Consider the following 16004-nt stretch of genomic DNA (forward strand, 5'->3'; position numbering starts at 1 on the left):
CCGCACCACGCCGGCCTCTACTCCGCCGGCGCCGCCTCCGGCGGCGGCGCGGCCGCCTCGGCCTTCTTCTTTCGCCGGCTCGCCAGCCACGCGCGGCGCTTCTCGACCCACTTGGCGAGATCCTTCGCCAGCCATCCGCCCTTCTGCCGCCCCACGATCTCCCGCAGCAGCAGCGCCGCCTGGCCGTGGCCGATGCGCATCGCGAACAGGTCGTCCATCACGATCTTCGCCCACCGCGTCCGGCGCACCGAGTCCATGTGATCCACGAACTGCTCGATCCGCAGGAGCACCTTCGTCCCGACCCCCGTCTTCCCCGTCACCACGAGCGCCGCCGTCTTCTCCTTGTCGAGCGCCTCCAGCCTGCGGATCGCCCCGTCGATCAGGTTCGCGTGCTCCGCCCACTCGGCGCCGCCCTGCTGCTTGGCCGCGCGCACCGCCGCGAGCGCCTCGCGCAGGTCGATCAAGCCGAAGTCCGAGTACGACAGGAAGAACGTCAGCACCTCGCGCCGCGCCGACGGGTTGCTCTGCATCCGCTCGATCGCCGTCCGCACCCGGTCCATCGAGAGCCACCGGTACACGAAGTCGAGCCCCGTCCCCTTGATGTTCTGCGACCCCATCAGCCGCGCGTCGAACCCCGGCGGGATCTCGCGCGTGATGAAGTCGATCACCTTGTCGCCCTTCGCGTCCGCGTTCCACAGGACGGCGATCCGCTCCAGGAACAGCTCGCGGAACGCCGCCCGGAACGCCTGGTTCGCCTCGGCGTCCGCGCCCCGCGACAGCGCCGCCTCCACCTCGGCCCGCGCCTTGTCGCGCCGGGCCAGCCGCCGCGACAGCCGCGCCGCGTGGTGGACGATGTCCGGGCGGATGTCGTCCTCCCCCGCCGGCGGCGCGTGCGCCTCCAGCGCCTTCTTCACCGCCGCCTCGATCGCCTCGGGCTCGGCCTTCTTCCCCGCCACGTCGGGGCCGCCCACGATCGCCGCCGCCGCCGCCTCGTCGATCGACGGCAGCGCGCGCAGCATCCGGGTGAGGTCGTCCTCGAACGCGCCCGCGCGCGCCGGGACGCCCACCTTCTTCATCTGCTCGTCGAAGCGCTCCAGCGCGCGCTCCTTGCCCCCGTCGCCCGTGATCACCATGTCGCGCAGCCGCGCGTCGAGCCCCTCCGTGATGAACTGCATCATCCCGCCGAGGTTCGAGTTGATCAGCACCACGTGATCGATCCCGATGTCCTCCACGATGATCTGCGCGAACACGCGCGACCGCGCGACCCGGTCGGCGCGGTTGTTCACCACCATCACCGTCGCCTTGCCGGGCGTCGCGTCCATGTCGTGCTTGTCGAACGCGAGCCGCGTCCAGTTCGACATGAACCCGGCGCGCTCGTTCGCGCTCATCCCGTTCGAGAACGTCAGCTTCCTCCCCCGGTACTGCACCGTGGGATACGTCTTCAAGACGCCGAGATCGAGGATCACGTGATCGGCGATCTCGACCAGCGCGAACTCGCGATCGACGCCGAAATGGTCCGCGAGCGCCAGCACCAGCGCCACGTTGCGCGGGTGCTCCTGGTACGGGAGCCGGTCCAGGAGATCGACAGGCAAGAGATCCGCGTCGATGGGCGGGATCGCCACGAGGCTCGTCCCCTTGCGCTGCGCCTGGTCCTTCAGCAGCGGGAGCATCTGCTCCTCCGTCGTGAAGGACAGCCCGTCCGTCGGCATGAACCGCGCGATCACCCGCGCCACGTCCTCGCCCCCGGGGCCCTGGATGTCCTCGTGATCGGGGTAGGCGTTCGTCAGCGTCGTGATCTCGTCGCGCATCCACTCGGCGCAGAGCGTGTCGACGAACAGCGGCTGGAGCGCCATGCACTCCCACAGGAACACCTGCGCGCGGAGGTTCCTCCCGGCCGCGAGGATGTTCCGCTGCTCCCAGATCGTCGCCTTGTCGTACGGGCGGTAGATGAAGATCTCCTGCGCCGGCATGTCGCGCATGGCGTGGATGAACATCGCCTCGCAGCCGGTCGTCTTCACCACGACGTCGTAGCGGAGCGCGTGGAAGAGCGCGGCCTTGAGCCGCTCCGAGCCGCTCTTGCCCCGCGTCCCCCAGCCGCCGATCGAGAGCGGGATGCCGCGCCGCGCGCGCTCGATCTGCGTCATGATCCACGCGGCCCGCAGCACCATGTACGCGAGGACGAGAAACACGACCCACGCGAGCTGCGTCGGGACGTTGCCCGCCGGCGACACGAGGTACGAGAAGAAGCTGTCGATCCAGACGGGGACCGACGGGCCGGCGAGCCAGTCGCGGCCGATCTGGAGCGCGGAGGGCAGCGCGACGGCGAGGTACTTGCTCGGCAGGTGCGGCTCGAGCGCGTACGGGCGCCCGCCGACCTCGCCGCCGGTGTCGCCGAGCGAGACGGTGAAGCCGAGCTCGCCGGCCATCAGCGTGAATTTCTTCTGCTCGGCCGGCTCCTGCGCCACGAGCGCGCGCATGCGGGCCTGCGCGTAGCGGTCGTAGCGCAGCGTGAGCAGGGCGCGGGCGCGCAGCCGGTGAGCGAGCTTCGCCGGCGCGCGCACCGTGACCGTGCCGCGCGCGGTGATCAGGCGGATCTCGCGCTGGGTCAGGCTCGCGGCGGCGAGCAGGTCGTCGATGCGGGGCACGAAGGGCCCCCAGCCGCCGACAGGCGGGTAGACGTGGCGCTCGCCCGGCACGCGCGTGGGCGTGACCTCCGCCATGCCGACCGGCGGCGCGACGAGCTCGCCGGCGAACAGGCGGCCGTTCGTGTGGATCCACCCCTTGCGCTTGTCCGGCATCGGCGTGCGCAGCTCGTGCACGAGCCGCCACAGGCGGAAGCCGCGCGGCTCGCCGCGCGTGAGCACGTACCGGCCCCGGCCCCGCCGCCGCAGCGTGTACGTCATGTCCCCGCGCGACGCGACAGCGAGGGCGCGCTCGACGTCCCGCGGCTCGGCGTCCTGGGGGATCTCGACCGGCGCGCTCTCGCCCTCGAGCAGCTCCGAGGCCGCCGCGACGAGCGTCTGGCGGATGTGCTCGGCGACCGGGCGGCTCTCGACCTCGAGCAGCCGGAGCACAGCGGCCGCCTCGTCGGACAGGTCCGGCGCGATCGCCGGGCGGCTCGCGAACTCGGCGAGCAGGTCGACGAACGTCGTCGGCGGCAGCGGGGCGTACGGCCCCGCGCAGAGCGTGCGGACCCCCTCGAGCGCCGCGCGGGACGCGAGCGGCGGGCCGGGGTTCACGAGGGCGTGGCGGACGGCGCGCTCGGCGAACGGGGCGGCCTCCGCGTGCTCGGTCGCGTGGCGGGAGAGCTCCCGCATGGCGTAGCCGCGGACGCGCGGCGACCCGTCGCCCTCGGCGATCTCGACGAGCGCCGTGAGCGCCTCGGCGCTGCCGAGCGCGACGAGCTGGCGCACGAGCTCCTGGCGGACGTGCTCGCTCGGGTCGTCGCGGGCGATGAGCGCGATCTGCAGCGGGTCGGCGCCGGCGGGCGCGCGGGCCGGCTGCGCGCTGGCCGTGGGCACCGCGCTGAGCCGGGGCGCCGAGTCGGGCGCGGGCTCGTCGGAGCTCCCGGCGATCTCGGCGTTCTCCGGCATCTCGTGGTCGCCGGTCGGCGCCGCGCCGTCGGCGGCCTCCGCGGCGGCGCCCGGCTTGCCGCCGTGGCCTGCCTGCGCGCCGTTCCAGCGGGGCGCTTCCTGGGCCGCGCCGGCGCGGCGCCCCGCGCGCGCGCCGTCGAGCGGAATCACCGGCGCCGAGGGGCGCGCGGCGGCGCCGAGGAGGCGCAGGGCGTTGCGGCGCAGGATGGGGCCGTCCTTGTCCGCGCTGTCGCGCGCGCGGATGCGCTCGGCGAGCAGCGGGTACGCCTCGTCCGGGAAGAGCAGGACGCCGATCTCGAGCGCGGCGATCTGCACCCAGCGGGAGGCGCCCACGCCGCGCGACCACGCCAGCACGGAGCGGGCCGCGTCGAGCCCGAGGTGGCCGAGCCGCTCGCGCGCCGGGATGCGGTGCAGCAGGGCGACGGCGGCGAGCATCGCGGCGCGCCGGACGGGCGCGGGGCGGCTCGGCTCGGCGTGCGCGATCGCGAGCCGGAGGACGCCGCCGTCGCGAACGACGTGCAGCGCGTCGGCCGGGTCGTCGAGGTGCTGCGCGAGGTGGGTGAGCGCGTGGTAGGCGACCTCGATCTCGTCGAGGCGATCGGCGATGGCCGTGGCGAAGCGCTCCTGGGCGGCCTCGAGGTCGAGGTTGCGGCCGAGCGCCGACAGATCGCCGGCCTGCTCGACGCGCCCGGTGGCCCAGCCGAGCAGCGAGAGGCCGCCCTTCTTGCGCTCGCGCGCCCAGACGCGGAGCTGCCTCGCGAGCAGCTCGCGCCGCTCGGCGGGCGTCGCGGCCGACTGATAGGCGACAACGAGCGCGGACTCGGCGCTGCGCAGCCTGTCGACCTCGGCGGCCGCGCCGTCGGCGCACCGGGCCAGCGCGGCGAGCAGCGCCGGCGGCGGGTGCTCCTCGTCGCCGAGGTCGGCGGTGACGCGCGCGACGACCGTGGCGATGGCGCGCGGGCGCAGGCGCACCTCGATCTGGGGGAGGCTGTCCTCGATGACCTCCGCGATCGATCGCGGCGCGGCGGTCCAGCCGTCGGTCGGCAGGCGCGGGCTCACGGCGCCTCCGCGCGACGACGATCGCGAAGGGGACGGCCTTGCGGCGGGGGGCGAAGGACACCGTACAGCGAGACCATCGGCGGGCGAGCAGGGTACACCGTCGGCCGGAGCTGTCGCGAGCCGCTCTTCACGCGGCTGCGCTCCTCGAACGAAGGGCGGACGGAGGGGCGGCGTCGCGCGCTTCGACAGGGCTTCTACGGGGTCGTCTTGAACACACGCGCCGCGGCGGAGCCGGCCTGGCGACGCGCGCGCGGGCAGAACAGGCCGTCTCGGGCGCGTGTCGCTGTCAGGGCGAGCCCTCCGCGAACGTGTCGCAGTCCTCGACGCGGCCGCCCTGCATGCCGCGCTTGAACCAGGTGACCCGCTGCGCGGACGAGCCGTGCGTCCACGTCTCCGGGTTGACCCTGCCTGTCGCGCTCTTCTGCAGCCGGTCGTCGCCGATCGCGGACGCGGCCTGGAGCGCCTCCTCGACGTCGCCCGTCTCGAGCAGGTCGCGCTTCGCCGTGGAGTGGGCCCACACGCCGGCGAAGCAATCCGCCTGGAGCTCCATCCGCACGGAGAGGGCGTTCCGATCGCCCGGGCGCGCGCTCTGCTGCTGGCGCACGCGGCGCTCGATCCCGAGCACGTTCTGCACGTGGTGGCCGATCTCGTGGGCGAGCACGTACGCCTGGGCGAAGTCGCCGGGCGCGCCGAACCGCGCCTTGAGCTCGCGGTAGAAGCCGAGGTCGATGTACGCCGTCCGGTCCGCCGGGCAGTAGAACGGGCCCATCGCCGCCTCGCCGACGCCGCAGCCCGACCTCACGGAGTCGGTGAACACCGTGAGCTTGGGGGCCGGGTACGTCTGCCCGTCGCGGCTGAACGCCTGCTTCCACACCGCCTCGGTGTCATCGAGGACGAAGGAAACGAAGTCGACGAGCCGCTCCTCTTCGGGCGAGCTCGCGCGCTCGGTCTGCGCGCCGGGGAGGCTGACGCCCTGGCCGAGCCCCGAGCTGAGGAGATCCTTGCCGAAGACGAGCGACAGCACGAGCAGGATCACCGTCCCGCCGATGCCCATCTTCGCCCCGCCGGAGACGCCGCGGAGGTCTTGGAGGTTCGCACTGCGTTTCCCGGGTGTCCATCGCATGGCAACCGCACCTATAGCGTGGACCACGCGTCAGGTGGCGCCTTAGCTTTCGGTCAGGACGTTTTGCATCGCCCGCCTGGCCCCTGCGTCGACGCTCCGGCGATACGCGACCTGCCGCTGCATCCCTCGCGTCCACGCCCTCCCGCCATCGGGTCGCCCGGGCGCTCCCTGGTTCATGAGAGAGGGAACCACAGAGGGCACAGAGGACACAGAGGGCACAGAGGGCACAGAGGACACAGAGTCTTTCTCTCCTCTGTGCCCTCTGTGCCTCTGTGGTTCAAATTCCTCTCCATCATGAACCAGGCAGTGACCTGGGCAACACGGCAGCAGCGCCCTTCGACAACCCGTCAACACCAGCGTTGCTCTGTCAGCCTCAGCAGCGGCGCAATCCGCTGCGCGGTGCTCGCTTGCGGTCCCGGAGGCCCGGTGGGACCCTGCGCGCCATGAAGACCCGAACGCACCTCGCCTCCCTCCCCGGCCTCGCGCTCGCGGCGCTGACCCTCGCCGCGGGCTGCAACGAGCCCGCCGGCGCTCCTCCCGGCGGTGCCGCCGACAAGCCCGCCCAGGCGGGCGCCTCCGGGGCCGCCCAGGCCGCTCCGCTCAAGCCCGGCGACGCGGCGCCCGACGTGAAGCTCACGCTCCACGACGGCAGGGAGGTGTCGCTCTCGAGCCTGCAAGGCAAGCAGGTGCTCGTCTATTTCTACCCCAAGGACGACACGCCGGGCTGCACCGTCCAGGCCAAGGGCCTGCGCGACGGCTGGGCCGACCTCCAGGCCGCGGGGCTCGAGGTCTACGGCGTCTCGACCCAGGACGCGCAGAGCCACCAGGCCTTCATCGAGAAATACGAGCTCCCCTTCCCGCTCGTCGTCGACGCCGACGGCGCGGTCTCCAGGGCGTTCCACGTGCCGCTGCGCAACGACTTCGCCACGCGCCAGTCCTTCCTCATCGGCAAGGACGGCAAGATCAAGCAGGTGTGGCTCGAGGTCGATCCCAAGGAGCACACAGCGGCGATCCTCGCCGCAGCGAAGAGCTGAGCGCCCCGGAAAACGAGCGGCGTCCGGAGCAGGGACATCGCAAGTTCGATCTCGTGGCGATGCCTCGCCACCCAGCGCCAGCCGTACTGGAGCTCCGTGAAGTCCCCTGCCCTGTACCGGGTGACATGGCTGGTGCTTCGGCCACATCGGGATACGTGCTTTGGCCTCGTGGAAGCGGCACACGGCGTGTGCTCGCTGTCGGGCAGCGTCACGATCGGGCGCTGGCCATGGCAGCGGATCTTGCCTAGTCTCCGCCGCCAGTGGCCCCCTCCCCTCTCCGCTCCGCCGAGCCCCGCGACCAGCGCATCGCCCACGTCCTGCTGTTCGTCACCCCGGCGCTGTTCACCGCCAACATGGTGCTGGCGCGCGCCACGGCCGATTTCATCCCGCCGGTGGCGCTGGCGGTGCTGCGCTGGCTGGGCGTCGTGCTGGTGCTGCTGCCCTTCTGCGGTCGCGAGTTGTGGCGCGGCCGCGCCGCGCTGCGCCGCGACTGGGCCCGATATGCCCTGCTCGGGCTGCTCGGCATGGGCATCTGCGGCGCCGGCGTCTACGTGGGCGCGGCCAGCACCACGGCCACCAACATCGGCCTGATTTACGCCGTCTCGCCGGTGATCATCATCCTGCTGTCACGGGCCATGTTCGGCGACCGGCTCAGCCGGCGCCAGGGCCTGGGCGCGGCGCTGGCGCTGACCGGCGTGCTGATCATCGTGCTGCGCGGCGACCCGGCGGCGCTGCTCGCGCTCGACTTCAGCGCCGGAGACCTGATCATCCTTGCCGCCGCGATCTCCTGGGCGCTGTACGCCGTGCTGCTGAAGCGGTGGCCCGATCCGCTGGGCGTCACGGCGCGGCTCACCGCGATCGCGCTGGCCGGGGTGATCGTGCTGCTGCCGGCGCTCGGCTGGGAGCTGGCCAGCCGCGGTCCGCCGGAGTTCGATCTGCGCACCATCGCCGCCGTGCTCACCCTGGTCCTCGTGCCGGGCGTCGGCGCGTACGCGACCTACGGCTATATCACCCAGCATCTCGGCCCCGGCCGCACCGGCCTGCTGCTCTATCTGTCGCCGGTCTATACCGCCGTGATGGCCTGGCTGCTCCTCGGCGAGGCGCTTGCCCTCTACCATTGGCTCGGCGCGGCGCTGGTGCTGCCGGGCCTCTTCTTCGCCACCTACAAGCCGGCGACGACCTGAGCGCCCTGCGCCCCGCTTCGCGAGGCCATGGCGCAGATCAAGGCGAGTCGGCCCTAGGCGCTCGCCGTCGGCGCCACCGCCCCTCCGGCGTCCGCGGGCGTCCAGAGCCCGAGCGCGCGCGCGCACGGCAGCACCACCTGGGCGAGCGCCGCGCGAGGCAGCTCGCGCAGCTCGGCCCCGCCGAGGTGGCCGTGCGCCGCCAGCGCCGCCGCGCGGCCCCGCGGCGGCTCGGCCGCAGCCGGAGGCGGCCGCCCGAGCGACAGCGCCGCCGCCTCGAACACCTCGACAACGGCGCGGCGGACCGGCTCGCCCCCGGCCCCGATCGCCCACGCCACCGTCAGCCACGCGAGCTCGGCGTGCCGCGCCTCGTCCTCCGCGATGGCCTCGAGCGCCGCGCGCACAGCGGCGTCCCCGGCGCGGGCGCGCTGCTCCGCCGCCATCAGCGCCGCCACCGTCTCGCCCACGCAGCCCTCCTCCGCGGCGGCGCGCGCCAGCGATACGAGGTCCGCGGCGACCGGCACCCCGCCCGGCATCGGCAGCGCGGCGGGACCGACGGGCTCGCCACGGTACGCGGACGCGAGCGAGAAGCCGAGCCGGGCGTGGCCGACCTCGTCGATCGCCGCGATGTGCGCCGCCTCCACCAGCGACGACGGCGCCCCGAGCGCCATCAGGTCCAGCGCGAAGCGCGCGAACGACGCCACCGACGCGTGCTCCTCCAGCGCGCTCCGGAGCCAGCTCTCCGCGAGCGTCTCCCGCTCCTCGTCCGTGAGCTCCGCCAGCGAGGGCGTCGTCCCGCCCGCTCGGGTCTCTCTCCCGCGCGCGAGCCACCCGGGGTCGGCCGCCCGCGGGACCGCCGTGCGCCGATGCCCCTCCAGCGTGAACGGCCGGCCCGGCACGCCGCAGTACATGGAGTTGTGCCTCGAGGTCACCTCATAACAGCAAGTGCCGTCTCGCTGGACTGCGTCGCTCTCCACCGACTCGATGTAGTCATTGCATCTCGGGTAGAGGGTCCTGAGCTCCTCGACCGCCTGCCTGCGGTCCAGGCACGCCCCGAGCTCCTCGGGCCACTCGAAGCAGCGGACATCGGCGGCCTCGGGCTCCCCCCCGCAGCCCGGGGCCGCGACGAGGAGCGCGGCCGCCGTCGAGGGGCCGGCGCTCAGCAAGAGACGGGCGATGAGCGTTCGTCGAAACGATTGGTCGAGCAGCATGGCGTGCACCTCCAGCCCCATGCCCGCTGCCTCGTGAGCACAGCGAGGAGCTCGCGACATGGCGGCTTGCGCCGGATCCTATCGCAAGCCATGTGCCACGCGGGCCGGGGCCATGGCACGTCAAGGCCGGTGAGCGCTGCCCGACGAGCGGCGCGCGCCCATCGCCCTTCGCGCGCGGCGCTGACACACTCTGGCACTCCCGCCCGGGCGCGGCCGTCATCGCGCCCAGCGGCGCGGCGCGGCCTACAGCGGGCTCACGTTGCTCGTGAACGAGGCGTTCCGCAGGAGGCGCCGCTGTCCGAGCGGCGTCGAGAAGCCGTTCGCCTTGTGGAATGTCGACGAGCCTCCGCCGCAGATCGTGTCGTTCCCGGCCCACCGCTCCGGGCAATGCGTCATGATGTAGTCGCGGTCCGGGTTGCTGGTCCCGAGGCCCTTCCACCGCGTGTGCCTGACGCACGCGGCGCCGTCCACGGTCCACTCCGCCTCGACGACCATGCCGGAGCCTTGCGTCTCCGTCTGGATGCCGAGCGCGTCCCAGATGTCGATCGCCGTCCCGGCCCTCGTGTGCGGCACGCCGTCGCCGCAGTAGTCCGCGCGCACGAGGCGGACGCACGCCTGATGAAGATATGAGAGGTCCCGGCTCGCGCAGACGGTCCCGTTGCACTCCGCCCGGGGCGCCCACCCGTTGTAACCCCACTCGGCGCATTTCCCGATCGCCGCGCCCTGGCAGCCGAAGGTGAAGCTGCTCCCGTCGTCCGCGTAGTCGCCGGTCGCCGCGTCCCACGTCCCCCGCACAGGGATCGCCTCGAGGCCCTCACCGCAGATGTTCGCCCACAGGCCGCCGCCGGCGTTGTACTTCACCGTGTAGTACGAGAGCCCGCCGCGCTCGACGATATCCGTGATGCGGACAGTCATGGTCGACAGGTCGTCCAGGACCGCATCGATGTCCACCCCGATGAAATCGGCCCCCTGGAAGCGCCGGCCGTCGGTCGCGCGCGTCCCGACCAGCGTCGTCGCGCTCAGCGAGACCCCGTTGAAGCGAACCCCGTTGAAGCGGACCCCGTTGAAGCGGACTCCATTGAGCTGGGTGCCGTTCAGGTGCGTGCCGTTGAGGGTGAGGTTGTTGAGCGCGCTCAGCGCGAGCGCGCTCTCCGCCGGCTCCTCCTCACCCTCGTCGACGTCGCTCTCCGCGGCGCACCCGCCGCCCAGGGACAAGAGCCCGACCACCACCACTGCCAGGAACCCTCGTTGCACCATGATCGCCTCCGAAACCAGCGCTGAAACGGTGACGTCACTGCGTTGACGATCTCCCCTCCGGCGCTCGGGCCCCGGCCGCGTGAGGGACGAGGCCTGCTGCTGCGCCGCATGGCGCCGCAGCAGGCCTTGTCCCTCACGGCGGTGGAGGGAACGAGGCGCAGATGCGGAGACCGATCACCGGATCGAGGAAGGTGCCGTCAACGACGGTCCGATTGTCACTCCGGACCGATGTTTGATCGTAGAGGTAAGCACCGCCGCGTAAAAGTACTTTATCCACCTCGATCGAAGAAATCGCCCACTCCAGGACGTTCCCCGCCATGTCGTCGACCCCGAAGGGACTACGTGAGGCAGGGTGCGAGCCCACCTCATCCGGACCCATCGTGGAGCTCTCCTTGCCGTAGGTCTCATCGAAGTTGGCGTCGCCGGGAGAGAGGCTGTCCCCGTGCGGGAAGATGCGGCTGTCGGCGCCGCGCGCCGCGCGCTCCCACTCGTGGTCGGTGCAGAGGCGGGCCCCGCGGACACGGCCTGTCCGGTGGAGCCACGCGGCGTACTCGGTTGCCTGAGCGAAGGAGATGCCCGTGACAGGAAAACGGAGCCAGTCCTGCTGCGCCCGCACCCCCCGGGAGGCATAGACGAGCGGCTCCCCGGCGCGCGCCGTGTAGGATTGCACCGTGGGCTGAATTGTTAGCTGCCATACACCGCTCGGGAGCTGGCGGAGCCCGAGGGCGCCTGTCATGGCGCCGTTGCCCGCCTGGATCGAGGGGCGCCCGCGGGGCTCTCTCGGGAGCGCCTCGATGTAGTCGAGCCACTCCTGGAACGTCGTCTCGTGACGCGCGATGAGGTAAGCGCCCGTGCTGATCTCGTGGAGCGGAACGGTGGAGAGGAACGCCCACCGGTACATGTCGTCCAGCGAGGCGCCGAACAGGAACCGGCCCGGCGGGACGTAGATGAACCCGGGGGGGACGTCGCCGGCGTGCGGCAGCGGGACGGAGAGCCGCAGCGACTCCCCGCGGCGGACCAGGAACGGATAGCGGACGATGGCGCGGTTGCGCGCCTCGCAGGTGAGCAGGTAAGAGCCCTGCGCGAGCGAGATGCGCGACAGGGGCGTCGCGCCAAGGAGCCGCCGATCGGCCAGCAGCCGGCGCCCCTCCGCGTCGCCCTCGTACCGCTCGATCGTGATCTCCGCGCCGGGAGGATCGGTCTCGATGGCGACCTCGGCGGGCGCGTTCCACCGCTGCTGGCGCGCGCCGTCGGGATCGTACGTGATCATGCGCTGGAGCAGCTCGTCGCGCAGCGAGGTGTGGCCCCGCCGGTCCGCGGCGAGCGCGCGCTCGTAGAGGATGTCGCCGAGCCGCGCGCGCGCGTCGGCGCGCGCGCCGTCGAGCGTGAGCGCCGCCTCCAGCTTCTGGCTGGCCTGCAGGTAGAGCCCCTCGGCCTCGGCGGCGCGCCGGCGCGCGCGGTCCCAGAGCGCCTCGCCCTCCTCGCGGCGCCGGTCGTCGAACGTCGCGAGCGCCTCCGCGGCGAGCGCCTCGGCCGCGGCGCTCTCGCGCGCCGCGGCGGCCGTGGTGACGGCCGCCTCCTGGATCTTCCGGTCCGCGCGCGCGGCGAGCTGGCGCGACGCCCTGAGCTCCAGCGCGCCGTAGAGCAGCGCGGCGACGAGCGGCACGCCCACGACGAGCGCCCACCGGATCGCCCGCTGCGTCAGGACGGCGCGCCGCGACGCCGTCAGGAACGCCGCCTCGCGCGGCGGCAGATCGCCCGGATCGAGGCCCTTCGCCTCCTTGAGCTGGCGCGCGCTGAAGAGCGCGTCGCGGCGCCGGCCGAGCCGCTCCCACTCGGCGGCGGACGCCTCGAGGCGCTGGCGCGTCGCGCGCTGCTCGCGCTGCTCCTCCAGCCAGTGGCGCAGCGTCCCCCAGCCGTGGATCAGCGCCTCGTGGGCGATCTCGTAGACCGTCCCCTGCTCGCCCTCGCGGGCGAACACGAGGCGCCCCTGCACGAGCGCGTCGAGCGCCGCGCGCGCCGCCTCGTCGCCGCCCGGCTGCGCGAGCTCGCCCTCGACGCGCCGCGCCCGCGTGCCCTGCGGGGTGATGAGCGCGCCGAGCAGCCGCCGCGCGGCCGCGTGCACCGCCGGCGCCATGCGGCCGAGCACGCGATCGCCGTGGCGGGCGAGCGCGCCCTCGACGCCGCCGATCTGCGCGAGATCGGCGCTGCTGAGCGGCGCGTCGGGCGCGGCGCGGGCGTCCCACAGCTCGGCGAGCGCGAACTGGAGCAGCGGCAGCCCGCCCTCGGCGCGCGCCGTCGACTCGACGAGCGCGTCGATGACGGCGTCGGACTCGAACGCGACGCCCTTGGCCCGCGCCGGCCCGGTGATGGCCTCGCGGAGCTTGTCCGCCGACATCGGGCGGAGCAGGTAGAGCGCGCGCTCGATCTCGTCGCCGAGGCCCGAGATGCCGGCGACACGCGCGAGGAAGTCGCCGCGCACCGTGGCGAGCAGGCGCAGCGAGGGCGATCGCGCCGCAAACGCGCTCAGGACCTCGCCGACGAGCGCCGCCTCGCCCGGGTTGCTCAGCGTCGCGAGCTCCTCCATCTGGTCGACGAACAGCACGAGCCCGCCGCGCTCGCCGACGCGCGCGCGGAGGTCGCGGACGAGCGAGCCCGGGGCCGCGCGCACCGCGTCGGCGATGCGCTCGGCGGGGGCGCCGAGGACGGGCTCGAGCGCGGCGGCCAGGGCGGCGAGCGGGTGCCGGCCGGGCACCATCATGGCCGCCTGGAAGTCGCGCCCGCCGCCGAGGGCGCCCTCGAGCACGCGCGAGAGCACGCCGGCGCGGCAGAGCGACGACTTGCCCGAGCCCGAGTCGCCCGCGACGACGATCATCGGCTCGGAGCGCAGCCTGTCGAGGATCGTCCCTGTCTCGGAGCTGCGCCCGTAGAACATCGCGCGGTGCTCGAGGTCGAAGACGAGCAGCCCGCGGTAGGGGTTGCCCTCCGGGGCGATCGCGGCGTGCCGGCTCCTCGCGAGCAGCTCCTCCAGCGCGTCGCGCAGCTCGTCGCCCGAGGCGAAGCGGGCGGCGGGCTCGATCTCGAGGCACCGCTCGATGACCGCCGCGAGCCGCGCGTCGACGCCCGGCGCGAGCGTGGCGAGGGGCATCGGCCGGAAGGTCAAGGCGACGCGCGGGAGATCCTGCGGCGCCACGTCGCCGTGCGGCGGCGAGCCGGCGCAGAGCTCGAAGAGCAGCGCGCCGAGCGAGTACACGTCCGAGCGGCGCGTCGGCAGGTCGCCGCGCCACAGCTCGGGCGGCAGGTAGTGGGGCGTGCCGCCGCTGACGTGCTTCGTCCCGTCGAGCAGCCGCGCCGCCATCTCGGCCTCCCGGACGATCTCGCCGTCGAGCGGCTCGGCGGGCTCGGGGCGCGCCACCGGGTCGAGGAGCTTCGCGAGGCCGAAGTCGAGGAGCTTCGCCTCGCCTTCCTCGGTGAGCACCGCGTTGCCCGGCTTGATGTCGAGGTGCAGCACCCCGCGGCGGTGGGCGGCCGCGAGGCCGCGCGCGAGCCCCGCGGCGAGCTCGAGCACGCTGTGCCAGGGCATCGGGATGTCGACGCAATCGAGGCTCTGGCCGCGGACGAACTCCGAGACGATGAACATCTGGCCGCGGAGCTCGCCGACGCGGTAGACGGCGACGACGTTCGGGTGCTGGATGCGGGCGGCCGCGCGCGCCTCGGCGAGCAGCCGCGCGCGCACCTCGGCGTCCGCCGCCGCCGCGCGGATGAACTTCACCGCGACCATCCGGTCGAGCAGCGTGTCGTGGGCGAGGTAGACGTCCCCCATGCCGCCGCTGCCGAGCTTCTGGACGAGCCGGTACTCCTCGACGCGGCTCGGCGGGACGAAGCTCGGCGGGCTCAGGCTCGCCGGGCCCGGGGTGGGCGGCGACAGCGCGCCCGACGCCCGCGGCCGCGTGTCGGCGCCGCCGGGCCGGAGGGCGGCCTGCGTGACGGTGGGAGCTGAGGTGTGTTTCACGGTGACGTGACGCGCCCGTTACTGCGAGACGACTATACCCGCCTCGCGGGGAGAGGTTCCGCGTTGAATTCGACGAGGACGCATGAAACGCGCGACGCGCGGCGCAAATCCCCATGTCCTGAGGTGTGGGGTATTGCCGCCGTGACGAGGCGTCGATTCGCGCGCGTGGGGTGGATTCCAGGCGCGACGCGGCGCGGCGGGGATCAGCGCCCGGTCATGTAAAATGTGCCGAGGCACATCTCGTCGTTCGTGCCTTCTCCCCACACCACATCCGTCGGCACCCGCGGCTGTCCGTCGATGAACGGCTGATTCTCCGGCGTGTTGTCCCAGTGACACTCGATCGACAGCTTATCGCCTGGATTGAGCACCTTGGGCGAGGCGAGCGTATAACTACCTTGCCAGTGGAAATTCCAGCGTGGGATATCGAGCACGCACTCCGAGCTTCCGTCGGCGCGCTCGATCTCGAGGCGCGCGCTGCGGCCGAGCGTGTGCATGTGGAGGCCCGCGATGTGGAGCTCGATCGGCGCGCCGTCCGAGAGCGGCCGGGTGGGATCGGTCCCCCAGCGGTGGACGACGTCGTCCTCGAAGGCGGGGATCAACATGGAGTCGCCGGCGAGCCAGACCGGGTTCGTCCACGGCTGCGTCGATCCCTCCCGCTCGACCGAGCTCTCGAGCGTCAGGTCGATCGAGGAGCGATCGGGCAGCTTGCCCGCCGTGAGCGTGTTGTAGTGGACCTGCACGACGAGCCGGGAGCCGGGCTCGATCCGGGTGCCCGTCCCCTCGGGGAAGTTCAGGCTCCCGGCGCCGGGGACCCAGCCCCCGAGCCAGTCCAGCCTGACCCCGGGCCCGCCGAAGCAGGGGTAGCCGGGGTCCGAGTCGGCCGCGTCGAACTCGTCGAGCGTATCGAGGATCTCCGGCCCGGCCATGAACGCGATCACGTGGTGGACGATGCGCTCCTCGCCGGGCCTGACCTGGAAGCCGGTGACGTAGCGCGTGCTCTCCTCCGGCCAGTCGATCATGAAGCAGCGGTAATCGTCGGGCGCCGCCTGCGGGGTGTACTCGACCGGCATCTGGAGGGTCAGGTCCACCCGCGCGAGCTCGCTGGTCTCCGGCGGATCGAGCGGCGGGCCCTCGTCGGCCGGGTCGCCCGCGGCCGCGCCGCCGTCGACCCACGCGGCGATCGTCTGGATCTGCGGCTCGGACAGGGAGCGATCGCCCACGTAATCGGCGCAGCCGCTGTCCGCCGGCCAGGGGGGCATCGCGCGATCGACGACGGCCCGCTTGATGTGCGGGGCCCACGCCGCCGCCGCCTCGTGGCTCTCGAGCGAGAACGGCGCGACGCCGCCGCTGCTGTGGCAGCCCGTGCACCGCGCGTCGAAGATCGGCTTGACGTCCCGGTAATACGACGCCGCGGCCTGGACCCCGCCGCCCGCCGCGCCCCCGGCCTCGTCCTCGCCGCCGCACGCCGCCGTGGCGACGGCCAGCGCGACGCCCATCCACGCCCGTGAGCCCGTGAACCCCGCGCACCTCGACA

Annotated in this window: 9 protein-coding genes; 3 read left to right on the forward strand and 6 right to left on the reverse strand. The window is 73.3% G+C overall.

Annotated features, from left to right (window positions below):
- Window positions 1-17: 17 nt before the first annotated feature.
- Window positions 18-4652: a capsule biosynthesis protein CapB gene (locus WMF42_RS36785; RefSeq protein WP_437687759.1), complete on the reverse strand. Its 4635-nt coding sequence runs from the start codon at window positions 4650-4652 to the stop codon at window positions 18-20.
- A 286-nt stretch (window positions 4653-4938) separates the two neighbouring features.
- A complete protein-coding gene (gene ypfJ / locus WMF42_RS36790; RefSeq protein WP_434043299.1) occupies window positions 4939-5775 on the reverse strand; it encodes a KPN_02809 family neutral zinc metallopeptidase in 837 nt (278 codons plus the stop codon).
- 443 nt (window positions 5776-6218) lie between these two features.
- On the opposite strand from ypfJ, the gene WMF42_RS36795 reads away from it, so the two are divergent.
- A complete protein-coding gene (locus tag WMF42_RS36795; RefSeq protein ID WP_437687761.1) occupies window positions 6219-6809 on the forward strand; it encodes a peroxiredoxin in 591 nt (196 codons plus the stop codon).
- A 260-nt stretch (window positions 6810-7069) separates the two neighbouring features.
- Window positions 7070-7993, forward strand: coding sequence for a DMT family transporter (locus WMF42_RS36800; RefSeq protein ID WP_434043301.1), 924 nt, complete (start codon window positions 7070-7072; stop codon window positions 7991-7993).
- Between the two features lie 53 nt (window positions 7994-8046).
- Here WMF42_RS36800 and WMF42_RS36805 read toward each other — a convergent pair whose 3' ends face one another.
- The 3 genes from WMF42_RS36805 to WMF42_RS36815 form a co-directional block, all read right to left on the reverse strand.
- Window positions 8047-9201 (reverse strand): ferritin-like domain-containing protein, encoded by a 1155-nt coding sequence (locus WMF42_RS36805; RefSeq protein ID WP_437687763.1) that lies wholly within the window; start codon window positions 9199-9201, stop codon window positions 8047-8049.
- A 243-nt stretch (window positions 9202-9444) separates the two neighbouring features.
- Entirely contained in the window at window positions 9445-10458 is a 1014-nt protein-coding gene (locus WMF42_RS36810; RefSeq protein ID WP_437687765.1) for an ADYC domain-containing protein, read from the reverse strand.
- A gap of 133 nt (window positions 10459-10591) precedes the next feature.
- Window positions 10592-14281: an nSTAND1 domain-containing NTPase gene (locus WMF42_RS36815; RefSeq protein ID WP_437687767.1), complete on the reverse strand. Its 3690-nt coding sequence runs from the start codon at window positions 14279-14281 to the stop codon at window positions 10592-10594.
- On the opposite strand from WMF42_RS36815, the gene WMF42_RS36820 reads away from it, so the two are divergent.
- Window positions 14280-14480, forward strand: a complete 201-nt coding sequence (locus WMF42_RS36820) for a hypothetical protein (RefSeq protein ID WP_437687768.1) — start codon at window positions 14280-14282, stop codon at window positions 14478-14480. The two genes, WMF42_RS36815 and WMF42_RS36820, sit on opposite strands and share 2 nt — an antisense overlap.
- A gap of 193 nt (window positions 14481-14673) precedes the next feature.
- Here WMF42_RS36820 and WMF42_RS36825 read toward each other — a convergent pair whose 3' ends face one another.
- Entirely contained in the window at window positions 14674-15966 is a 1293-nt protein-coding gene (locus tag WMF42_RS36825; RefSeq protein WP_437687770.1) for a monooxygenase, read from the reverse strand.
- Between the last annotated feature and the right edge of the window lie 38 nt (window positions 15967-16004).

Source organism: Sorangium sp. So ce176 (assembly GCF_051519835.1).
Lineage (GTDB): Bacteria > Myxococcota_A > Polyangia > Polyangiales > Polyangiaceae > Sorangium > Sorangium cellulosum_G.